Source organism: Enterobacter sp. 200527-13, assembly GCF_027924865.1.
In the GTDB taxonomy this organism is placed as follows: Bacteria; Pseudomonadota; Gammaproteobacteria; order Enterobacterales; family Enterobacteriaceae; genus Enterobacter; species Enterobacter ludwigii.
In genome coordinates this window covers 119817-141141 of the sequence record NZ_BSCM01000008.1, presented here as the reverse complement: position 1 = coordinate 141141, position 21325 = coordinate 119817, and the positions used below count along the sequence as shown (strand labels likewise).

18 protein-coding genes are annotated in these 21325 nt (G+C 57.7%); 9 read left to right on the top strand and 9 right to left on the bottom strand.

Features of this window, described 5'->3' with window-relative positions; genetic code table 11:
- Nucleotides 1–262: 262 nt before the first annotated feature.
- From purM to ppx, 4 genes are all read left to right on the top strand, one after another.
- Nucleotides 263–1300, top strand: a complete 1038-nt coding sequence (gene purM / locus QMG44_RS20405) for a phosphoribosylformylglycinamidine cyclo-ligase (protein ID WP_014171131.1) — start codon at nt 263–265, stop codon at nt 1298–1300.
- Nucleotides 1297–1938, top strand: a complete 642-nt coding sequence (gene purN, locus QMG44_RS20400) for a phosphoribosylglycinamide formyltransferase (protein ID WP_032680505.1) — start codon at nt 1297–1299, stop codon at nt 1936–1938. Before purM ends, purN begins: the two co-directional genes overlap by 4 nt.
- 229 nt (nt 1939–2167) lie before the next feature.
- The gene (gene ppk1 / locus QMG44_RS20395; protein WP_040018112.1) at nt 2168–4228 is read left to right on the top strand and encodes a polyphosphate kinase 1; all 2061 of its coding nucleotides are present in this window, start codon (nt 2168–2170) and stop codon (nt 4226–4228) included.
- A gap of 3 nt (nt 4229–4231) precedes the next feature.
- The gene (gene ppx, locus QMG44_RS20390) at nt 4232–5770 is read left to right on the top strand and encodes an exopolyphosphatase (protein ID WP_020883058.1); all 1539 of its coding nucleotides are present in this window, start codon (nt 4232–4234) and stop codon (nt 5768–5770) included.
- A 4-nt stretch (nt 5771–5774) separates the two neighbouring features.
- On the opposite strand, the gene QMG44_RS20385 is transcribed toward ppx, so the two are convergent.
- Entirely contained in the window at nt 5775–8015 is a 2241-nt protein-coding gene (locus tag QMG44_RS20385) for an EAL domain-containing protein (protein WP_086532226.1), read from the bottom strand.
- 370 nt (nt 8016–8385) lie between these two features.
- Here QMG44_RS20385 and QMG44_RS20380 point away from each other — a divergent pair, with 370 nt between their 5' ends.
- On the top strand, nt 8386–8556 hold the full coding sequence (locus QMG44_RS20380) for a YfgG family protein (RefSeq protein ID WP_020883056.1): 171 nt from the start codon (nt 8386–8388) through the stop codon (nt 8554–8556).
- Here QMG44_RS20380 and QMG44_RS20375 read toward each other — a convergent pair.
- Nucleotides 8553–9443, bottom strand: coding sequence for a LysR family transcriptional regulator (locus QMG44_RS20375; RefSeq protein ID WP_086532225.1), 891 nt, complete (start codon nt 9441–9443; stop codon nt 8553–8555). The two genes, QMG44_RS20380 and QMG44_RS20375, sit on opposite strands and share 4 nt — an antisense overlap.
- A gap of 97 nt (nt 9444–9540) precedes the next feature.
- On the opposite strand from QMG44_RS20375, the gene QMG44_RS20370 reads away from it, so the two are divergent.
- From QMG44_RS20370 to QMG44_RS20360, 3 genes are all read left to right on the top strand, one after another.
- On the top strand, nt 9541–10734 hold the full coding sequence (locus QMG44_RS20370) for an MFS transporter (RefSeq protein ID WP_086532224.1): 1194 nt from the start codon (nt 9541–9543) through the stop codon (nt 10732–10734).
- Between the two features lie 111 nt (nt 10735–10845).
- Nucleotides 10846–11313 (top strand): DUF6130 family protein, encoded by a 468-nt coding sequence (locus QMG44_RS20365; protein ID WP_020883054.1) that lies wholly within the window; start codon nt 10846–10848, stop codon nt 11311–11313.
- 11 nt (nt 11314–11324) lie between these two features.
- The gene (locus tag QMG44_RS20360) at nt 11325–12068 is read left to right on the top strand and encodes an alpha/beta fold hydrolase (protein ID WP_047743058.1); all 744 of its coding nucleotides are present in this window, start codon (nt 11325–11327) and stop codon (nt 12066–12068) included.
- A gap of 45 nt (nt 12069–12113) precedes the next feature.
- Here the strand turns inward: QMG44_RS20360 and QMG44_RS20355 are convergent, their stop codons facing one another.
- A complete protein-coding gene (locus QMG44_RS20355) occupies nt 12114–12560 on the bottom strand; it encodes a helix-turn-helix domain-containing protein (RefSeq protein WP_040018117.1) in 447 nt (148 codons plus the stop codon).
- A 113-nt stretch (nt 12561–12673) separates the two neighbouring features.
- Between QMG44_RS20355 and QMG44_RS20350 the strand changes: the two genes are divergently transcribed.
- Complete coding sequence (locus tag QMG44_RS20350; protein WP_086532223.1) at nt 12674–13891, top strand: MFS transporter; 1218 nt, start codon at nt 12674–12676, stop codon at nt 13889–13891.
- 40 nt (nt 13892–13931) lie between these two features.
- Here the strand turns inward: QMG44_RS20350 and iolB are convergent, their stop codons facing one another.
- The 6 genes from iolB to QMG44_RS20320 are packed head-to-tail and all read right to left on the bottom strand — an operon-like array spanning nt 13932 to nt 21305.
- Nucleotides 13932–14744 carry a 5-deoxy-glucuronate isomerase gene (gene iolB / locus QMG44_RS20345; protein WP_086532222.1) on the bottom strand — a complete coding sequence of 271 codons (813 nt, stop codon included), beginning with the start codon at nt 14742–14744 and terminating at the stop codon, nt 13932–13934.
- A 9-nt stretch (nt 14745–14753) separates the two neighbouring features.
- Nucleotides 14754–15644 carry a myo-inosose-2 dehydratase gene (iolE, locus tag QMG44_RS20340; RefSeq protein ID WP_032680496.1) on the bottom strand — a complete coding sequence of 297 codons (891 nt, stop codon included), beginning with the start codon at nt 15642–15644 and terminating at the stop codon, nt 14754–14756.
- 14 nt (nt 15645–15658) lie between these two features.
- Nucleotides 15659–17563 (bottom strand): 5-dehydro-2-deoxygluconokinase, encoded by a 1905-nt coding sequence (gene iolC, locus QMG44_RS20335; RefSeq protein WP_032680495.1) that lies wholly within the window; start codon nt 17561–17563, stop codon nt 15659–15661.
- 12 nt (nt 17564–17575) lie between these two features.
- Entirely contained in the window at nt 17576–18709 is a 1134-nt protein-coding gene (locus QMG44_RS20330) for a Gfo/Idh/MocA family protein (RefSeq protein WP_020883047.1), read from the bottom strand.
- 8 nt (nt 18710–18717) lie between these two features.
- Complete coding sequence (locus QMG44_RS20325; protein WP_014171147.1) at nt 18718–19746, bottom strand: ABC transporter permease; 1029 nt, start codon at nt 19744–19746, stop codon at nt 18718–18720.
- Between the two features lie 11 nt (nt 19747–19757).
- Complete coding sequence (locus QMG44_RS20320) at nt 19758–21305, bottom strand: sugar ABC transporter ATP-binding protein (RefSeq protein ID WP_086532220.1); 1548 nt, start codon at nt 21303–21305, stop codon at nt 19758–19760.
- Nucleotides 21306–21325: the final 20 nt, after the last annotated feature.

Genomic DNA, 21325 nt, shown 5'->3' with positions numbered 1-21325 from the left:
TTTCCCTCATTCTGCGTTATTTTCTGCAAAAACAATTACAGAAACCGGTTTCATTCTGATGATGTGCAAAGGGGCTTTCTGTTGCAAGGAGAAAACCGAAACCGGTTTCATTTTCGTGAACAGACTCAACTTTGGGCGCATTCGCAGGGCCTGCTGAAAAAAAAATCCTCTCGCCGAGAATAGGCTCGCAAACGTTTGCCTGGACTGTTAGAATTGCGCCGATTTTTCTTACTAGCTATGCAATCGCGTGGGGACTTGAGCCGTGACCAACAAAACTTCTCTCAGCTACAAAGATGCCGGTGTTGATATTGACGCAGGTAATGCGCTGGTTGACCGAATCAAAGGTGTGGTGAAAAAAACCCGCCGCCCGGAAGTGATGGGTGGTCTGGGTGGATTCGGCGCACTGTGCGCGCTGCCGCAAAAATATCGTGAACCTGTTCTGGTCTCGGGTACTGATGGTGTAGGGACGAAACTGCGCCTGGCGATGGATTTAAAACGTCACGACACCATCGGTATCGATCTGGTCGCGATGTGTGTTAACGACCTGGTGGTTCAGGGCGCAGAGCCGCTGTTCTTCCTGGATTACTACGCGACCGGAAAACTGGACGTGGATACCGCAGCAAGCGTCATTAACGGCATTGCCGAAGGGTGTCTGCAGTCTGGCTGTGCGCTGGTCGGTGGTGAAACCGCCGAAATGCCCGGTATGTATCACGGCGAAGATTATGACGTCGCAGGCTTCTGCGTTGGCGTAGTAGAAAAATCAGAAATTATCGACGGCAGTAAAGTGGCTGATGGTGATGTGCTGATCGCGTTGGCCTCCAGCGGCCCGCACTCGAACGGCTACTCTCTAGTGCGTAAAATCCTCGACGTGAGCGGCAGCGATCCACTGACCACCGAGCTTGATGGCAAGCCACTGGCTGACCATTTGCTGGCGCCGACCCGCATCTACGTGAAAAACGTGCTGGAGCTGATTGAGAAGGTTGACGTTCACGCTATTGCCCACCTGACCGGTGGCGGCTTCTGGGAAAACATTCCGCGCGTCCTGCCGGACAACACCCAGGCGGTGATTGACGAATCGTCCTGGCAGTGGCCGTCCGTCTTTAACTGGCTGCAGACTGCGGGCAACGTGAGTTCACACGAGATGTACCGCACCTTTAACTGTGGCGTGGGCATGGTTATCGCGCTGCCAGCAAGCGAAGCGGATAAGGCGATTACGCTGCTGACCGACAAAGGTGAAAACGCGTGGAAAATCGGTATTATCAAAGCATCCGATTCCGAACAGCGTGTGGTCATTGAATGAAAAACATTGTGGTGCTCATTTCCGGTAACGGAAGCAATTTGCAGGCGATAATTGACGCCTGCAAACAGAAGAAAATCAACGGCACCATTCGGGCAGTATTCAGCAATAAGGCCGACGCGTTCGGCCTTGAACGTGCCCGGGAAGAGAACATTCCCGCGCACGCGCTGGAAGCCAGCCAGTACTCCGGACGTGAAGCGTTTGACCGGGAACTGGTTCAGGAGATTGATGCCTATGCGCCTGACGTTGTCGTGCTGGCGGGGTATATGCGTATCCTGAGCCCGGCCTTTGTCGGGCACTACGCTGGACGTCTGCTGAATATCCACCCTTCCCTCCTGCCGAAGTATCCCGGCCTGCACACCCATCGTCAGGTTCTGGAAAACGGCGATGAAGAGCACGGTACCTCCGTGCATTTCGTTACCGACGAGCTGGACGGCGGGCCGGTGATCCTGCAGGCAAAGGTGCCGGTCTTTGAAGGTGACAGTGAAGACGACGTTACCGAACGCGTGCAGACGCAGGAACACGCCATTTATCCTCTGGTGGTAAGCTGGTTTGTTGACGGGCGTCTTCAGATGCGCGACGGTGCCGCCTGGCTGGACGGCGTCAGGCTCCCTGCACAGGGTTATGCCGCTGACGAGTAGTTTGTTTGATGTGCCCGGCGGCGCGACGCCTGCACGGGCCTGTGGTCTTCACTGTCGGGTGAGCACCGCGCTTCCCGACATGCCCTTCCCCCAACCCTCTAAAATCCCCCAGAAAAAAAATAACTGTCATACTTTTCTGGCACTGTTGGACATATCGTGGAAATGCTCGCCATAATAAGGACGAGACGGATTTACCACGTCCTGTGATTGAACTGGAGTGTGAGCTGTAATGGGTCAGGAAAAGTTATATATCGAGAAAGAGCTAAGCTGGTTAGCATTCAACGAACGTGTACTCCAGGAAGCGGCAGACAAAAGTAACCCGCTTATCGAGCGTATGCGTTTTCTGGGGATTTATTCCAACAACCTGGATGAGTTCTACAAGGTTCGCTTTGCCGAACTGAAACGGCGAATCATCATCAGCGAAGAACAGGGCTTAAACTCTCACTCGCGCCATCTGCTGGGCAAAATTCAGTCGCGCGTATTGAAAGCCGATCAGGAGTTTGACGGCCTGTATAACGAACTGCTGCTGGAAATGGCACGCAATCAAATCTTCCTGATTAACGAACGTCAGCTTTCTGTTAACCAACAAACCTGGCTGCGTCACTATTTCAAACATTACCTGCGCCAGCACATTACCCCTATTCTGATCAACCGCGAAACCGATCTGGTGCAGTTCCTGAAAGATGACTACACCTACCTCGCGGTGGAAATTATTCGTGGCGACACGATTCGTTACGCATTGCTTGAGATCCCGTCCGATAAGGTGCCGCGGTTTGTGAACCTCCCGCCGGAAACCCCGCGCAGACGCAAACCAATGATCCTGCTCGATAACATCCTGCGTTACTGCCTGGACGACATCTTTAAGGGCTTCTTCGATTACGACGCGTTAAACGCCTACTCCATGAAGATGACCCGTGACGCCGAATACGATCTGGTGCACGAGATGGAAGCCAGCCTGATGGAGCTGATGTCATCCAGCCTGAAACAGCGCCTGACGGCGGAGCCGGTGCGCTTTGTTTATCAGCGCGATATGCCAGATGCCATGGTGGAAATGCTGCGCGACAAGCTGACCATTTCTCGCTATGACTCCATCGTGCCGGGCGGTCGTTACCATAACTTTAAAGACTTTATTGGCTTCCCGAACGTCGGCAAGGCCAATCTGGTGAACAAACCGCTGCCGCGTCTGCGCCATCTCTGGTTCGATAAATTCCGTAACGGTTTCGACGCCATTCGCGAGCGCGATGTCCTGCTCTACTATCCGTATCATACGTTTGAACACGTGCTGGAACTGCTGCGTCAGGCTTCGTTCGACCCGAACGTACTGGCGATCAAAATCAACATCTACCGTGTGGCAAAAGATTCCCGCATCATCGACGCGATGATCCATGCGGCGCACAACGGCAAAAAAGTGACCGTGGTGGTTGAGCTGCAGGCACGCTTCGACGAAGAGGCAAACATTCACTGGGCGCGCCGTCTGACGGAAGCCGGTGTCCACGTTATCTTCTCAGCGCCCGGGCTGAAAATTCACGCCAAGCTGTTCCTCATCTCCCGTAAAGAGGGGGAGGACGTGGTGCGTTATGCCCACATCGGTACCGGGAACTTTAACGAAAAAACCGCGCGAATTTATACCGACTACTCGCTGCTGACTGCCGATGCACGCATCACTAACGAGGTTCGCCGGGTGTTCAACTTTATTGAGAACCCGTACCGCCCGGTCAGCTTCGATTATCTGCTGGTCTCGCCGCAGAACTCACGACGCTTGCTGTACGACATGATCGATAAAGAGATCGCCAATGCCCAGAAAGGGCTGTCGTCGGGCATTACGCTGAAACTCAACAACCTGGTCGACAAAGGGCTGGTGGATCGTCTGTATGCGGCGTCCAGCTCCGGCGTTCCGGTCAATCTGCTGATACGCGGTATGTGCTCACTGATCCCTGAACTCGACGGCATTAGCGACAATATTCGCGTGATCAGCATTGTTGACCGCTACCTGGAACACGATCGGGTCTATATTTTCGATAATGCGGGTGATAAACAGGTCTATCTCTCCTCTGCAGACTGGATGACGCGCAATATTGACTACCGAATTGAAGTCGCGACACCGCTCCTGGATCCGCGGCTGAAACAGCAGATCCTCGATATCATCGAGATTCTGTTCAGCGATACGGTGAAAGCACGCTATATCGACAAAGAACTCAGTAACCGCTATGTACCGCGCGGCAATCGCCGTAAAGTGCGGTCGCAACTGGCGATTTACGACTATATCAAATCACTCGAGCAACCCGATTAACCTATGCCGATAAATGATAAGACCCCACGCCCGCAGGAATTCGCCGCGGTCGATCTTGGTTCTAACAGTTTCCACATGGTCATCGCCCGTGAGGTGGATGGCGCGTTGCAGATCATCGGTCGTCTGAAGCAGCGTGTACACCTGGCGGATGGTCTTGATGAGCGCAGCATGCTCAGCGAAGAGGCAATGGAGCGAGGCTTAAACTGCCTGTCGCTATTTGCTGAACGCCTGCAGGGCTTCTCGCCCTCCAGCGTATGCATTGTAGGCACCCACACGTTGCGCCAGGCGCTGAACGCGCCTGAATTCCTCAAGCGGGCCGAAAAAGTGATCCCCTACCCCATTGAGATCATCTCCGGTAACGAGGAAGCCCGTCTGATTTTCATGGGTGTTGAACACACTCAGCCGGAAAAAGGACGCAAGCTGGTCATCGACATCGGCGGCGGCTCTACGGAACTGGTGATCGGCGAAGATTTTGAGCCGCGTCTGGTCGAAAGCCGTCGTATGGGCTGCGTCAGCTTTGCGCAGATGTATTTCCCGGGTGGCGCAATCAGCCGCGAAAACTTCCAGCGCGCGCGCATGGCCGCTATCCAGAAACTGGAGAACCTGGCCTGGCAGTACCGTATTCAGGGCTGGAACGTAGCGCTGGGCGCATCGGGCACCATCAAAGCGGCACATGAAGTGCTGCTGGCGATGGGTGAAAAAGATGGGTTTATCACCCCAGAGCGCCTGACCTTGCTGACCGAAGAGGTGCTGAAACATAAAAGCTTTGACGCGTTAAGCCTGCCGGGTCTTTCCGACGAGCGCAAAGCGGTATTCGTACCGGGACTGGCTATCCTGTGCGGCGTATTTGATGCGCTGGCAATTAAAGAGCTGCGTCTTTCCGACGGCGCGCTGCGTGAAGGTGTGCTGTATGAAATGGAAGGCCGTTTCCGCCATCAGGATATTCGTAGCCGCACCGCGCAAAGCCTGGCAAACCAGTACAATATCGACCGCGAACAGGCGAAGCGCGTGCTGGAAACAACCGTTCAGATATACGACCAGTGGCAGGAGCAGAACCCTAAGCTGGCGCATCCGCAGCTTGCCGCCCTGCTGAAATGGGCAGCGATGCTGCACGAAGTGGGACTGAATATTAACCACAGCGGAATGCACCGCCACTCAGCCTATATCCTGCAAAACAGCGATCTGCCTGGCTTCAACCAGGAGCAGCAAACCATGATGGCGACCCTGGTGCGCTACCATCGTAAAGCCATCAAGCTTGACGATCTGCCGCGCTTCACGCTGTTTAAGAAGAAGCAATTCCTGCCGCTTATTCAGCTGCTGCGTCTCGGCGTCCTGCTCAATAACCAGCGTCAGGCCACGACCACCCCGCCCACGCTGAAGCTCAAAACGGATGACAACCACTGGACCCTGAGCTTCCCGCCAGACTGGTTTAGCCAGAATGCGCTGGTGCTGCTGGATCTGGAAAAAGAACAGCAGTACTGGGAAGCGGTCACCGGCTGGCTACTCAAAATCGAAGAAGAGAGCTCAGACGTCGCGGCGTAACCCCTCAGGCCTCGACCGGCGACGCCTCTGCTTCCAGCAGTGACTCAAGCGCCACCGGTCTGCCAATCAGATAACCCTGTACATAATCGATACCTAGCGCGTGAACCGCGCTACGTATCTCTTCTGTTTCGACATACTCCGCGACCACCAGCATTTTCTTCATTCGCGCCAGATGGCAAATCGAGGCCACTATCTGATAGTCCAGACTGTTGTTGACGATATTGCGGATAAAGCTTCCGTCTATCTTAAGGATATCGGCGTCCACGCTTTTTAGCCGCGCGTAGCTCGCATAGCCGGTACCGAAATCATCAATCGCAATGCGTACCCCCATTTTTTGCAACTGCCTGAGGGTATGGAGCGCCTGCTCTCCACTGCCGAAGGTGCTGCACTCGGTCACTTCAAATATCAGCTGCCAGGGTTCCACGGCGTATTTCGCCAGCAGACGACTCACCTCAGCCGGGAACTGCGCACGGCACACGGTGGAAGGGCCCAGATTAATGGCAAAACGCTGGCCGGGCAGATGTACCCGATGCTCTGCCAGGAAGCGTAGCGTGTTCTCCAGTACCCACAAATCAACCCGCGACGACAGGCCAAACTCCTGGGCGACGGGCAGGAATTGCAAGGGAGAGAGCAACGCCCCGTTTGCATCTGACATCCGCAGCAACACTTCGTGGTAGCAATCGCCCCGCACGCCGCAAACCGGCTGGACCAGCAGAGTAAACGCGTTACTGTCGAGCGCACTTTGCAGACGGCTCATCATCGCAACCTTGTCCTTCAGGCTACGCTGGAGATGGACAGCACCGCGCTGCTGCAGATTTTCCGGATGGTTGGTCGAAATCGACAGATCGGCAATTACCCCCAGTTCACCGAGGACCAGATAGAGGTGGGTCACCGGTGAGCGTACATAGCAGTAGCTCACGCCCACCTGAGGCTGCAGCGGCATCCCATCCCAGACAAAGCGGAACTGTTTAATATGCTCGTCCAGCGCCTCGATGCGTTGCTGGTGCGATTCCGCGTTAAGGCGAACCGCCAGGTCACAGCCGGTGAGGTGATAGACCCGCTCACTGGGCTGCAAGGTGCCATTGACCCACTGCGCCAGCTGCTGTTTATACAGGATCCGCAACAATACCCCGTAATTTCGGCCCAGCACCTCCAGCTCCGGAATGCGCAGCAAACAGAGCGCCGACCACGGGTTTTTGGCAAGATCGCGCGACAAGGCCCGCAGGTTCGGCATATGGACAACCGGGTCGAGTAGCGCCAGCCTGCGGGAACGTTTATTTGCGGCGCGCTGGCAGGTGGCCAGCATCGACATGTAAATCACCACAAACGAAAAGACCAGATAGCTGGAAGAGGTAATTGCCAGCTGAATGTCATACCCGGACTGTTGAGGGATATAGCGGTAAAAATAGTGGATGGACACCAGCAGCACCGGGGTCCAGATAAGCGACATCAGCTTACAGCCAAACCGCATCGCTCCCCACAACATCACCGGCATCAGCAACGACAGGGTGTAGTTGGTGGTGAAAATCGAGCTGTTTTCATTCATCGGGAGCAGCAGGAGGGTAAGCAGTCCGCCAAGCGCAATGGCCCACAGCAGAAATTCAATGACCGTCACCTTTTTGTCTATCTGCATTCGCACCTGCGAGACAAGACTTCTGATATACCGCGGATGGCGAATCAGACGGATCAGTAAATAGCTTAACGGCACGCCCGTCAGCCCACTGACCAGCAGCGCCTGATAGTTAATCAGCGTGCGAATATTAAGCGGGGTTAACCCCTCCAGGCTCTGACGACTCTCATACACACCCAGATAGAGGGCAAACTGAAACAGCACCAGAAACAGCGTCGCGGGGCAAAAGGCCTGCCAGAAGATACGCTGCGCCATCAGTCTGACATCCCCATAAGCCGTCATGCTGCGTCTGGGCGCAAACACCCGATAACCCCCCCAGCTGAGCACAACAGGGACAATAAAATGAAAAATGCCGGCGATGGTTTCGAACAACCCAACCGACGGGTAGTAGCGGATGAACAGTGACAATACGATGCCGGGCAGCGCTTCCAGACCAAAAAACATCATCACCGAAAGCAGAAAGGAGAGAGGTAAATAATAGAGTGCCACCAGACCATCGCCCAATCGGGTAAAGGTATTGGCAACGCTTAATACAGGCAGTAAACCCACCGGTAAAATAAGCGGTAAAGCCCACCAGCGGTCTTTATTGTTTTTCAGGAAAGAAATAATGTTCATAGATGCCCGTTTAAACCCCTTTCGCTCCAGAGGGAAATGAAGACAGGCATCCAACCTGACGTACCTGCCGCCCGACAACGTGCGGGGCGAACAGCATGGAGGTGGGATTTTAAATACCAGGCCAGGGAAACCGTTGACTTAAATCAAACTAATTTACTCAAACGATCCTTTCTTACATTTTTTTTGAAATAGTTTTCTTCATATTATCAATATGGTAAATGCAATTATTAATTTCAATAACATTAATTAATGTAACTATTGACGGTTATTTACACATTTGCGAATTGACCCTCTCTTCCCGCTGTGCCTTAATATCCCTGTCGCCCAAAAGGGCATGCCCAGGAAAAACACAGTGAGTCAGGCCACGCGTATGCGAAAACGACATCAGTTCAACACCCGGATGACCCGCATCATACTGCTTATCAGCTTCCTGTTTTTCTTCGGCCGCTTCGTTTACTCCTCTATTGGCGCCTGGTATCACCATCAGGACAAGGCCCAGTCACAGCAATCCAGCCTGACCGTTGATTCAGCCGATCGCTAACGCGTCGAAGGATTTTGTAATATCCGAATTATCCCTGCTATTCCTTTGCTCAGGATTTTATCCTGGCGCATCACCACAGCCAGCTGTCGCTGCAGCACGGGCGTGAGCGACATCACGCATAGCCCTTCGCGGTCAGCCGCCAGGTCTACGGCCATACGCGGCACGATACTGTAGCCAAGCCCCGCACGTACCATCCGCTTGATCGCCTCGATGCTGCCCAGCTGCATCACCGGCGTGAGGATTCGCCCCTCGGCCGCAAACCAGCCGTCGATCAGCGCCCGGGTGCCGCTGCCTGATTCAAAAGCAATGAATGGCTGCGCGTGCAACGCAGCGGGCGTCAACGGCTGAAAACCGTTCTGCTGGTCCAGCGACGCGATAAAAACAAACTCTTCGTCCATCACCGGCGTAACGTCGAGCGCTCTTCCGCTCACCGGTAGCGTCACCAGCCCCATATCAAGTCGGTTTTCTTCAATTGCCCGGACGATGTCGAGCGTATTGCCGGTCGTCACGCCCACTCTGAGAAGCGGATAGTCACGTCCGAGCTGCTGTAACAGCGGCGGCAGAAGATGAATGCAGGCCGTTGCGCCCGTACCAAGCGTAATGGTGCCACTCACGTCGTGGCTGAACTCACTCACGGACCGAATGGCTTCATCCACCGCCTGCTGAATACGCTCCCCGTGCACCAGCAACGCCTGCCCGGCAGCCGTGGGTTTGATACCCCGCCCGGTACGCTCTACCAGCCGGGTTTGCAGAAACTGCTCCAGCTGGCGGATTTGCAGGCTGACGGCCGGCTGGGAAATGCCCAGCAGGTCCGCCGCCGCGGAAAAACTGCCGCGCTGGATAACCAGACGGAACGTCGCGAGATAGCCCAGGTTGAGCGTTGTCATTCAAAGTTTCTCTTATACAGCGCATAAGGTGACTGACCTGCCAGCACAATAGCGCGCTCGCTATGCTCAGGACAACTGCATAACGGAATGAAAAACAATGAAAACACCTGCCCTTCCCCGTCACCTCGCCCTCCGGGCAGGTTGTCATCAGCTTATCAACTGGGGGATCTCGTTTTATATGCCCGGGACCTTTGCCCAGGCGATTGTGGCCGACCGGGGGTGGTCATCACCGCAGCTCTACCTCGGCCTGACGCTGGCGATGCTGGTAATGGCGATGGTCTCCCCTTTTGTCGCCCGACTGCTGGCGTACGCTGGCGGGCAGAACGTGGTGATGAGCGGAACGTTACTGATTGCCGCAAGCTGCGCGGGCATGGCATATACGCAGACGCTGTTCGGCTGGTACGGTGCCTGGCTGGTTGCCGGTATCGGGATGCGGCTGTCGCTGTATGATGCGCTGTTCGCCGCGCTGGTGAACCTGTACGGCCAGCAGGCACGCAGAACGATCTCGCGCATCACGCTCGCTGGCGGTCTGGCATCAGCGGTTTTTTGGCCGCTGGGTGATGGGCTGCTGAAAGTGATGAGCTGGCAACACGCATTGCAGATCTACGCCCTCTTTGGCCTGCTGAGTGCGGTGCTGATTCGCACGCTTCCCCACCAGCAGCTGGCGGCCCCCCCGCACGTTACCGCGCCGCCCGTGCGCGAGGAACGGCGTAACGGCTGGCGGTATGCCACGTTTATTGCCCTCATGACCTTTGTCTCTAACGGCACGTCCACCCATCTGCCGGAGTTTATTGCCAGTTTTGGCCTGCCGGTCGCCATCGGCATGCTGTGGGGCGTTGGCCAGACGGGCGCACGCGCCACGGAGGTGCTGGCGGGTGCACGCCTAACCCCACTCAACCTGACGCTCCTGACCGCCCTCGCCATGCCGCTTTGCTTTGTTATCGGGTTAAGCAGCTCGCTGTTTGTCGGGTGTGCCGCCGGTTTTGTGCTGGGCTACGGCGCCATCAACGGGCTGATGACGATAGTAAAAGCCACCCTGCCGCTGACGCTTTTCAGCCCCGAAAGCTATGCCCGCCGCACCGGCATGCTGCTCATTCCCGCACAGCTTATGGCCGCGGCATCGCCGTTTGCCTATGCGTGGCTAAACAAAACGCTGGGGATCGCCGGCGCAATGTGGGTTTCCACCGCGCTGACGCTGGTGATTGCCGGGCTGGCGATAGCGATTGTGCGCAGTGCCGACCCCGCGCGAAATGATGAAATGTATCCCACTGTATCCGGAGCGCCACGCTGACAAGCCGGTACAAAACGCCGTTCCCCGCAAACATCCCGGATACATAAAAATGGTTTTCTGTGTCTGTCATTGTTTGAAACCGAATTTGAAACCGATTGAGGAGAGACTCAGATGATCCGTCGTTATTTACTGCTCCCTGCACTTGTTCTGGCGTCAGCAACCTGCTCCTGGGCCGCACCGTTGGATAACCTCAGCGCTGCCGACGTCAACGGCCCTGCCGCTGTTGCCCCGCTGGAACGTCCACAGCCGGCCGCTAAGCTGATTGTCGATCCACCGCTTGCCGGCCCGCTGAGCAAGGGGGCGGTCTTTATTCAATACCGGGCTGAAAACCTGCGCATCGAGCCGGTATTCGGGCCCGATGCGCTGAAGGTCACACCACGTATCGGCCATATCCATGTCGTGGTGGATGACGCCCCCTGGCACTGGGCCGATACCAGCGGAGAGCCAATCATTCTGGTTGGGTTACCCGCCGGGAAGCATAAAGTGACCATAATTCTGGCCGACCCCACGCATAAACCCATCGACCATAAAACCATTGAATTCACCGTACCGCCTCACGCAACGGTCCATCATTTTTAAGGAGCCAGACAATGAAAGCACGCTCTGTACTGACGGCGGGTCTGCTGGCGCTTTCAGCCAGCGCCTTTGCTGAGAGCAAAACCAGCGTGGTGCTGGTCCATGGCGCGTTTGCCGATGGCAGCAGCTGGAACAAGGTCATTACCCGGCTGCAAAAACAGCATACCGAGGTGATTGCCGTCCAGCTGCCGCTCACGTCGCTTAAAGATGACGTTGCCGCCACCCGGCGCGCCATTGCACGGGCGCATGGCGATGTGGTGCTGGTAGGTCATTCCTGGGGCGGAACGGTGATCAGCGAAGCGGGCAACGATGCACGGGTAAAATCCCTGGTCTACGTAGCGGCCTTTGCGCCTGATTCCGGCCAGTCGACGGCGGACCTGGCGGGAAGTTACCCACCGCCAGCGGGGAGCGCGGATATCGCAAAAACGGCAGACGGGTATTTGTATCTCCCGCCAGAAGCCGTGATGAAAGACTTCGCACCGGATGCTGGCGCCGTTGAACAGCAGACGATTGCGGCCACTCAGGGGCCGATCAAGGCCGACGCGTTTGCGGAAAAAGTGAGTCATGCGGCCTGGCATGAAAAGCCAAGCTGGTTTGTGGTCAGCAAAAATGACCGGATGATTAACCCGGAGCTTGAACGTGCGATGGCGAAAACGATCCACGCGAAAACCACGGAAGTGGCAGCAAGCCACGTGTCGATGGTGAGTCAGCCGGATGATATTGCCCGCACGATTGAGCAGGCAATCACAAACCATTAAGCATGACACAACAGCCCGCGTATCGCGGGCTTGCAGAGCGTCGGGTTACGTCACTTTCTGCACGTCAGTATCTTGCGCCTTCAGCGCCGTTCCATCCTGCGCTGCTGGCGCCATCAGGGGAACCGGCTTGCCGGTACGCCTGTCGATCAACAGCGAGTGGCGCTCCCCGCGTTCAAACAGATGCTGCTCTCCCCACTGGCGAAGCGCAACGACGATGGGAAACAGGCTTTCGCCTTTGTCCGTCAGGACATATTCCTGATACGACGTACCGTCCGACGCCCCCTGCATCGCGAGAATGCCCGCGTCGACCAGCTTGCGCAGTCGGTCAGCCAGAATATTACGCGCAACCCCGAGATCCCGCTGAAAATCCCCGAAACGGCGCATGCCGTCAAAAGCATTACGCACAATCAGAAGCGACCAGCGATCGCCAATCAGATCGACGCTGCGGGCAACGGGACAGAATTCCTGTTCAATCGGTTTACGAGACGGCACAGCGTTACCCCGGCAGGTCAGTCAACAATAACTGGTTGCATTTTAAAACTGCATAGCCTAGCCTTCAACTGGTTTCTTTTTAAAACCACTTTACCCAGAGCGAGGATTTGAACATGTCACACGCGTCACCACTACCGTCAGATCGAAAAACCGGGCACGTCCGCTCAGGCGACATGCCGCGTAGCCTGGTGTGGCTGTTCGCCCTCGCCAGCGACTTAAGCGTGGCCAACGTCTATTACGCACAGCCGTTGCTTGACGCGTTGTCCAGAGACTTTGGCATCAGCCATGGTGCCATTGGCGGCGTGGTCACCGCCACACAGATTGGCTGTGCTCTGGCTCTGCTGTTCGTGGTTCCTCTGGGGGATAAAGTGGATCGCCGGCGCCTGATGGCGCTACAGCTTGTCGTACTGGTCGCCGCACTGGTCGCGGTCGGCATGGCACAGACGTCAACGATGCTGCTGGCGGGTATGCTCGCCACCGGCATGGCAGGAACGGCCATGACCCAAGGGCTTATCGCCTATGCGGCCAACGCCGCGTCGCCGCATGAGCAAGGCCGCGTTATTGGTGCGGCACAAGGCGGGGTATTTATGGGCCTGTTAGTGGCCCGCGTCGTCTCCGGAGGCATCAGTGATATCGCGGGCTGGCGCGGCGTGTATCTCTCTGCCGCCGGGCTGATGGTCATTATTGCGTTTCCGCTGTGGTGGAGGCTGCCCCGCTTGCCTGCGGTGCCTGAAACGATGAGTTATCCGCGCCTGATTCACTCAATGCTGACCCTGCTGCGGGAAGAAAAAGTCCTGCAGGTGCGCGGCGTACTGGCTTTACTGATGTTCGCTGCGTTCAATATTTTCTGGAGCGCTCTGGTGCTGCCGTTAAGTGCCCCACCCTATAACTTATCGCATACCGCCATTGGTGCTTTTGGCCTGGCCGGAATGGCAGGCGCGTTAGCGGCAACCCGGGCCGGAGAGTGGGCCGATCGAGGATATGCCCGGCGCACCAGCGCGGCTGCACTGGTCTTGTTACTCCTGGCGTGGTGGCCGATTTCACTGATGGATCGTTCGCTCGGCATTTTGCTCATTGGCATCGTGCTGCTCGATTTGGGCGGGCAGGCGCTGCATGTCACCAACCAGAGCCTGATCTTTCGCGCCCGCCCCGAGGCACATAGCCGGCTGGTCGGGCTTTACATGCTGTTTTATGCCGTCGGCAGCGGTCTGGGCGCGCTGAGCACCACGATGACGTATGCCATCGCGGGCTGGCAGGGCGTCTGCCTGACTGGCGCAGCGGTGAGCCTGGTGGCGCTGGTGTTCTGGTGGGTAACGCGCAAAACAGGATAATGTTGATAAAAAAGCCCGCGGGGTGCGGGCTTCTGCAACGTCAACGTGGATAGTCGCGGTTGATCCACGCGTGATCGTCTTCCCAGGTGAACATCCATTTTCGCACCGGACCGGCCATCACGTTGAGATAGTAGCTGTCATAGCCAGCCAGCGTCGCCACCGGATGGTACCCCTTCGGCACCATCACCACGTCGCGGTTATAAACGGCCATACACTCATCCAGCGACCTGTCGTCGGTATAGACCCGCTGCATGCAGAACCCCTGCCCGGGGTTGAGGCGATGATAGTAGGTCTCCTCCAGGTAGGTTTCCTGCGGTGGATTATCCGTATCGTGCTTATGGCTCGGGTATGAACTGGTGCAGCCTTCGTGGGTCCAGACCTCAACCACCAGCAGGCTGTCGGCGGGTTGATCTTCCGGCAGAATGTTGTGCACGTAGCGCTGGTTATGGCCTTTACCACGCGCCTGCGCGTCGATATCCTGCGGAGCGATAAGCCGTGTCGGGAAGGACCCTTTGCCGGGTGCAGCGCAGACCGCCAGCTCCAGCGTCGTCAGCGCCTTAATCTGCACCGACTCCTGCGGCGTGACGTAGACCGCCCAGGGCTTTATGCGCTCAAACGGGCTCATCCGCTCGCCGATGTCAGTAAACTGCGCGGTAGGTGTGCTGACAGAGGCCCGTCCGGCCACCAGCACCAGACAGCGCTCTTCGCTGACGGCGGGCAGCGTCAGCGTCTGCCCTTCCTGCAGTTCATACGCTTCAAAGCCAACGTATCCCCAGCCCGCGCGTTCCGGCGTGACGGACTGGGTACGGCCCTCCGCACTCGGCGGTTGCCAGCGTGATAACAGACGTGACATGTCACCTCCTCAGATAAGCCCGGCGTCACGCGCCAGACGGCTCAGGTTGTTATACCCCAGACGGGCGTAGGTCAGCGGGTGAGCGATAGCAGGATCCTGCTCCGCCTCCACCACCAGCCAGCCGTGATAATCCTGCGCCTTCAGCAGCCGCATGATGGGCGGATAGTCCACGCAGCCGTCACCCGGTACGGTGAAGACCCCACTCAGCACCGCATCAAGGAAGCTGGTTTTGCGGTTTTTGACGTCCGCCAGCACGTCGGCGCGCACGTCTTTGCAGTGAACATGGTTAATGCGCGATGCCCAGCGCTGGGCCACCGCCAGCGGATCAGCCCCGGCAAAGGTCAGATGGCCCGTGTCCAGCAGCAGGCCCACCTCTTCACCGGTATGGGTCATCAGGTTATCGACATCTTCAGCGGACTCAATGACCGTTCCCATATGGTGATGGTAGGCAATCTGCACCCCCTGCTGCTGCGTGTAGCGGGCGAAAGCGGTCAGCTTCTCACCGTACTCTTGCCAGCGCGCGTGCGGGAAGCGCGGGCGAAGATGAACCGGCGTCTGTTGCTCGCCGTGAATACAGCCGCTCACTTCGGCGAATACCAGCACCTTTGCCCCCAGTTCGCGCAGCAGCGTCAGGTGGGACTGCACGGCGGCAATCTCCTCCTCCACGCTACGCTCCAGCAGACGCCCTGAATACCAGCCGGATACCAGCTGCAGATCGTGGCGCTGCAAAATGGGGCCAAGCAGGCGCGCCTCACGCGGGAATTTATTGCCCAGTTCGAAACCGGCAAAACCGGCCTCTTTCCCTTCGCTCAGACAGGTATCCAGCGGCGTCTCCGCGCCGAGTGAAGGCAGATCGTCGTTCGTCCATGTCAGCGGGTTAATGCCTAATTGCACACTCATTGTCGTCTCCTGAATTATGCGTGTCCGCGCTCGCGCCACCAGGCGATAAGCTGCAGGTAATTGTCCCGGATGCGTGCCACCAGCTGCGCATCGTCAATATCGTGTTTCAGCCATGCACGGGACGCATCGCCAAACAGCGTGCGTCCTACGGCAAAGCCCTTCACCAGCGCGTGTCCCGAGGCGGCTTTAAAATCAGCGCGAAGCTGCTCAGCCGGGGCGTCCAACCCGAGGATCACCACGCCACGGCAGTGTGGATCCCGACGTTCAATAATCTCGCTCAGCGCCGTCCAGCCATCGGCAGAGAGCGGCGGCAGTTTCCACCAGTCGGGATAAATCCCCAGGTTGTAAAAACGCGAGATGGCGCGCAGGTAAAGCTCATCGCTGCGCGGCATGCTGGCAGGCAGGATCACCTCCAGCAGCAGTTCATGACCGGACTGGCAGCAGGCGTGGTAGACCTCTGCGATTTTCTGCTCCTGCTCCAGACGCAGGCCGTGCGCATCTTCCGGATGGAAAAAGACCAGGCATTTCACCACATGTTCCTGCGGCCAGCTGATGAGTTGCGTGCCGATGTTACCGTGCTCCATCTCCAGCGGCCGGGAGCCCGGCAGCTCAATAGGGCGGCCTATCCACCACCCTTCGCCGGTAATCGCGTTCAGGGCGTCCTGACCAAAAGTGCCGTCACACAGCAGGCCGGCTTTGCCCTCAAGCCCTGCGCTGCTGGCCGCCTCACGGCTGGCCTGCAGAATAAGCTGCTTCAGCGCTGGGATGCGCTTCAGGGATGCCCCGCACTGCAACGCCATATCTTCCAGCTGGCTGCGATGATCGAAGGCCATCACGCACAGCTCCGGCCACTCGCGGCGGCGGGTAGTGACGCGGTGCAGATGGTTCAGGCGCGCATCAAGATCGGGACGCGGCACCGACGCCGCACGCGACAGGTAGTCGTCCAGCTCAGCCTTGCTCGGCATCGCCGGGGCACAGCCGTGGCGGGAAACCACCAGCGCGCCACACGCGTTGGCGTAGCGGCAGGCCTGCTCCCAGCCTTCGTCGTTAAGGTAGCCGCGCAGCAGGCCGGACATAAACGCGTCGCCCGCACCGAGCACGTTCAGCACCTCAACGCGCACGCCGGTCACCGTCAGACCCTCATCCAGCCGGGGCGGTATAGCGTCGGTATACACCGAACAGCCAAGCGCGCCACGCTTGCAAACCAGCGTAGCGTTACTCACGGCGCGCACGCGACCCAGCGCCTGCAGGGTATCGGTACTGCCACCTGCAATGTGGAACTCTTCTTCGGTGCCGACAATGACGTCGAAAAGGTGCAGCACCTCCTGCAGTTCACGGGTCACGTTTTCTGCGGCAATAAAGCGCGTCTCCCCGTCCCCTAATGAGGTCAGCCCCCACAGCACCGGCCGGTAGTCGATATCCAGCACCGTACGAACACCGTGACGGCGGGCATAGTTAAGCGCCGTCAGCACCGCGTCACGGGTCTGAGGGTGCGAGAGATGGGTCCCGGTGATGGCAAGGCACCGTGCGGAGGCAATGTAGCGTTCGTCCACATCGCTGGCCGTGATGGCCATATCCGCGCAGTTATCGCGATAAAAAATCAGTGGAAAGGTGTCCCGGTCTTTAATGCCGAGGAGCACCAGCGCCGTCAGGCGTTCTTTGTCGGTGATCAGATGGCTGGTATCGCAGCCCACCTGGTGTAACTCTTCTCGCAGGAAGCGTCCCATATGTTCATCACCGACGCGTGCCAGCATCGATGAGCGCAGCCCCTGACGCGCCGTCCCGTAGGCTACGTTGCCGGACGAGCCGCCGAGATATTTCGCGAAGCTCGACACATCTTCAAGACGGGCACCAATTTGCTGACTGTAGAGGTCTACCGCCACGCGGCCCATGCATATCACATCAAACTGCTTTTCCACGTTGATACCTCATCAGACAATGTCGTTCACGTTCAGCCAGCGGCCTTCCTGGTGTGAGAGTGCGATGGCGTCCAGCACCCGCGAAACCTTCCAGCCCTCTTCAAAGTCCGGCCACATCGGCACATCAGCGGCAATACCGTCGACCAGGTCGCGTACTTCCACCGTTTTTTGATCGTTAAAGCCGATACCATGGCCCGCCCCCATGCAAAACGCGCCATAGTCCGGATGTGACGGACCCACGAGCAGCGTGCGGAATCCCTGGCGGTTTACCGGGTCGTCATGCAGATAGAGCTTCAGTTCCGCCATCCGCTCCTGGGTAAAACTGATGGCCCCTTTGGTGCCGGTTATCACATACGACAGTCCCATCTTGCGCCCGCAGGCGACGCGGGACGTTTCAATCACCCCTTGTGCTCCGCCGGCGAAACGGACCATCGCGTGCGCCTGATCTTCGTTTTCAACCGCAACGTTTTGCGACGAACCGGCCTGCGCCGGGCGTTCAGGCACAACAATTTTTAAATCACCGCAGACCTGCTGAATGTCCCCGACCAGATACTGCGCCATGTTGACGATATGCGCCGCCAGGTCCCCCAGTGCACCCAGCCCGGCGGTCTCTTTAAAACAGTGCCAGTGAATGGGAGAAAGCGGGTCGGCCATATAATCTTCGTTGTGGGTACCGTAGAAGTGGATCACCTCGCCAATCTCGCCGCGGGCGATGATCTCTTTCGCCAGCTGTGCCGTCGGGTTTTTCATGTAGTTAAAACCCACCAGCGTTTTCACCCCTGCCCGCTTCGCGGCGTCCACCATTTCACGTGCGTCATGGGCATTCAGCGCCAGCGGCTTTTCCGAGTAGACATGCTTACCGTGACGAATGGCCTCCAGCGCCATCTCTTTATGCAGATGGTTGGGCGAGCATATATCCACGACATCAATCGCCGGGTCAGCCACCAGTGCCCGCCAGTCGCCGGTTGAGCGGTTGAAGCCAAAGGCCTGCGCCCGCTCTGCCGCCAGCGCGGGCGTCACTTCCGCCACCATCTCGCGCACCAGTTTGCCGCGCAGGGTAAATACCGTCGGCGCCTGGGCATAGGCGATGGCATGCGCCTTGCCGATATACCCGGTGCCAATCAATCCAATACGAACCTCTTTCATCCTGATCCTCACAATGCGCCGCGACGGCTCTTGGCATAGGTGTCGAATGCCACCGCCAGAACGATAATTAATCCGGTGATTATTTGCTGGTAATAGGCCGAGACGTTCATCAGCACCAGACCGTTAATCAGGATCCCCATAATGATGGAGCCGATGATGGTGCCGCCGATGCGTCCATAGCCGCCCATCAGCGAGGTGCCGCCGATGACCACCGAGGCGATAACGCGCAGTTCAAAGGAGATCCCGGCGACCGCTTCCGCACTGCCAAGACGAGCGCTGAGAATAAAGCCCGCCAGTCCCGCCAGACAGCCAATCAGCACATAGACACTCACCAGCACGCGCTTCACGTTGACCCCCGCCAGGCGCGCTGCCTCCGGGTTACCGCCGATGGCATAGACGAAGCGTCCCCAGCGGGTTTTATGCAGCGCCAGATACCCGCCAAGCGCCACGATGGCGAAAATCCAGATTGGAATGGAGATGCCAAGCAGCTCCCCGCGTCCCCACCAGCGGTAACCCGGGTCGAAACCTGCAATGGGCGCGCCGTCGTTGATCACCAGCGTCAGGCCACGCCAGATGGTCATCCCGCCGAGGGTGACGATAAACGGCGGCAGGCGCAGGCGGGTTACGCCCAGGCCGTGCAGGAAGCCAATCGCCGTGCCCATCGCCAGACAAATCCCCAGCCCAATCAGCCAGCTCATGCCGCCCCAGGCGTTCGGATCAACGGTGGTGAAGTTGTCGCCCTTAATCACGTATGCAGCGGTCATGGCGCAGACCGCCAGGATGGAGCCGACAGAAAGATCGATACCGGCAGTCAGAATGACGAAGGTCATCCCCACGGCCATGATCCCGTAGATGGACACCTCGGTCAGGATGTTGAAAATATTGCGTTCAGAGAAAAAATTGCTGTTCTGCGACTGAAAGAAAATCAGCAGCAGGATCATGAAAATCAGTACCCCGAAGCGCTCGAAGAAGGCGATAGGATCGAGGCGTCCGCTGCGTTTCACCGGAACCTGCGTTTTAGAAATCATCTGCGTCATGGAAAACTCCGTTATGCCGCGTTGAGGGCGTTGTGGTTGATGGCCATCATCGTCATCAGCCGCTCTTCGTTAGCGTCGTCGCCGTGGATCTCACCGGTCACCCGGCCTTCACTGAGCGTGATGATCCGATCGGATACCGCCATCACTTCAGGCAGATCGGAGGAGATCACGATCACCGCCACGCCCTGTTTGGCCATATCAAACAGCACCTGGTGCACTTCCGACTTGGTGCCCACGTCGATACCGCGCGTCGGCTCATCGACAATCAGCACCCGAGGGTTCAGCGCCATGCAGCGCGCCAGGATAACTTTCTGCTGGTTACCGCCGGAGAGCTTGCGCACCTCCTGCGCGCTGTTGACCATTTTGATCTGCAGCGCCTTGCGGTAGGACTCAATCAGATCGTCCTCTTTGCGGGTATTCACAAACCAGCGCCACTGCATCAGAGAAGAGAGGCTGGAGAGCGACAGGTTGTCGCGAATCGATAACCCCAGCACCGCCCCCTCTTTCTTGCGATCTTCCGGGACCAGCGCGATGCCCTGCTCAAGGGCGTACATTGGGTCGCGCGGTTGATACGGGACGCCGTCCAGTTCAAAGCTGCCCGAGGTAAAGACATCCGCCCCGAACAGGCAGCGCGCCACTTCGGTGCGCCCTGCCCCCACCAGGCCGGCAATGCCCAGTACTTCTCCGGCGTGGACATGGAAGCTAATGTCATGCAGGGCAATGCCGTGCGGATCCAGCGGCGGTTTTTCGCGGCTCAGCCCTTTTACTGCCAGGCGGACCGGCTTGTTTTCATGATGGGTTTCGCTGGCGGGACGACGATTAAAGGCCACGTCACGCCCCACCATCAGACGAATCAGTTGCTCGACATTGGTTTGCGCCACGGCGCCACTGCCGGTGAAACGGCCGTCCTGGAAAACGGTAAAGCGATCGCAAAGCTGGAAAACTTCGTGCAGTCGGTGGGTAACGTAAATAATGCTCACCCCCCGGTTTTTCAGCTCGCGCACCACGCGGTGCAGGCTTTCCACCTCGCTGTCGCTCAGCGCCGCGGAGGGTTCATCCATGATGATCAGCCTGGCGTTCAGCGTCAGCGCCCGGGCAATCTCGACCATCTGCTGCTGGGCTACGCTCAGACGGGCGACAGGCGTGGTTGGCGCAACGTTCAGCTGCAGATAATCGAGGATCACCTGCGCCTCCTGGTTCACCGCTTTTTCGTCGACAATCAGGTTACGTTTACGCGGCTCACGCCCGAGAAACATGTTTTCCGCGACGGTCATATTGGGCAGCAGGTTAAATTCCTGATAGATAGTGATAATGCCCTTGTTCTGCCGCTCAACCGGTGAATCGTCCACCGGCAGCGTGTCGCCGTTGAACCAGATATCCCCGCGCGTTTGCGGCTGTGCGCCCGCCAGGGCTTTCAGCAGCGTGGATTTCCCCGCTCCGTTCTCACCCAGCAGCGCGTGGATCTCCCCGGCACCGACGGTGAGCTGTGCGCTGCTCAGCGCCCAGACACCAGAAAAGCTTTTTGCCAGGTCGGTCACTTTCAGTAAGGGTTGCGACATCGGTCTGCTCCTCCTTAATA

Excerpts from the sequence above, each read along its gene's own strand:
- iolB (WP_086532222.1), bottom strand. The coding sequence starts at position 14,744 with ATGTCACGTCTGTTATCACGCTGGCAACCGCCGAGTGCGGAGGGCCGT.
- QMG44_RS20320 (WP_086532220.1), bottom strand. The coding sequence starts at position 21,305 with ATGTCGCAACCCTTACTGAAAGTGACCGACCTGGCAAAAAGCTTTTCT.
- QMG44_RS20385 (WP_086532226.1), bottom strand. The coding sequence starts at position 8,015 with ATGAACATTATTTCTTTCCTGAAAAACAATAAAGACCGCTGGTGGGCT.
- QMG44_RS20365 (WP_020883054.1), top strand. The coding sequence starts at position 10,846 with ATGATCCGTCGTTATTTACTGCTCCCTGCACTTGTTCTGGCGTCAGCA.
- iolE (WP_032680496.1), bottom strand. The coding sequence starts at position 15,644 with ATGAGTGTGCAATTAGGCATTAACCCGCTGACATGGACGAACGACGAT.
- QMG44_RS20350 (WP_086532223.1), top strand. The coding sequence starts at position 12,674 with ATGTCACACGCGTCACCACTACCGTCAGATCGAAAAACCGGGCACGTC.
- QMG44_RS20375 (WP_086532225.1), bottom strand. The coding sequence starts at position 9,443 with ATGACAACGCTCAACCTGGGCTATCTCGCGACGTTCCGTCTGGTTATC.
- purN (WP_032680505.1), top strand. The coding sequence starts at position 1,297 with ATGAAAAACATTGTGGTGCTCATTTCCGGTAACGGAAGCAATTTGCAG.
- ppx (WP_020883058.1), top strand. The coding sequence starts at position 4,232 with ATGCCGATAAATGATAAGACCCCACGCCCGCAGGAATTCGCCGCGGTC.
- ppk1 (WP_040018112.1), top strand. The coding sequence starts at position 2,168 with ATGGGTCAGGAAAAGTTATATATCGAGAAAGAGCTAAGCTGGTTAGCA.
- QMG44_RS20330 (WP_020883047.1), bottom strand. The coding sequence starts at position 18,709 with ATGAAAGAGGTTCGTATTGGATTGATTGGCACCGGGTATATCGGCAAG.
- QMG44_RS20360 (WP_047743058.1), top strand. The coding sequence starts at position 11,325 with ATGAAAGCACGCTCTGTACTGACGGCGGGTCTGCTGGCGCTTTCAGCC.
- QMG44_RS20370 (WP_086532224.1), top strand. The coding sequence starts at position 9,541 with ATGAAAACACCTGCCCTTCCCCGTCACCTCGCCCTCCGGGCAGGTTGT.
- QMG44_RS20380 (WP_020883056.1), top strand. The coding sequence starts at position 8,386 with ATGCGAAAACGACATCAGTTCAACACCCGGATGACCCGCATCATACTG.
- QMG44_RS20325 (WP_014171147.1), bottom strand. The coding sequence starts at position 19,746 with ATGACGCAGATGATTTCTAAAACGCAGGTTCCGGTGAAACGCAGCGGA.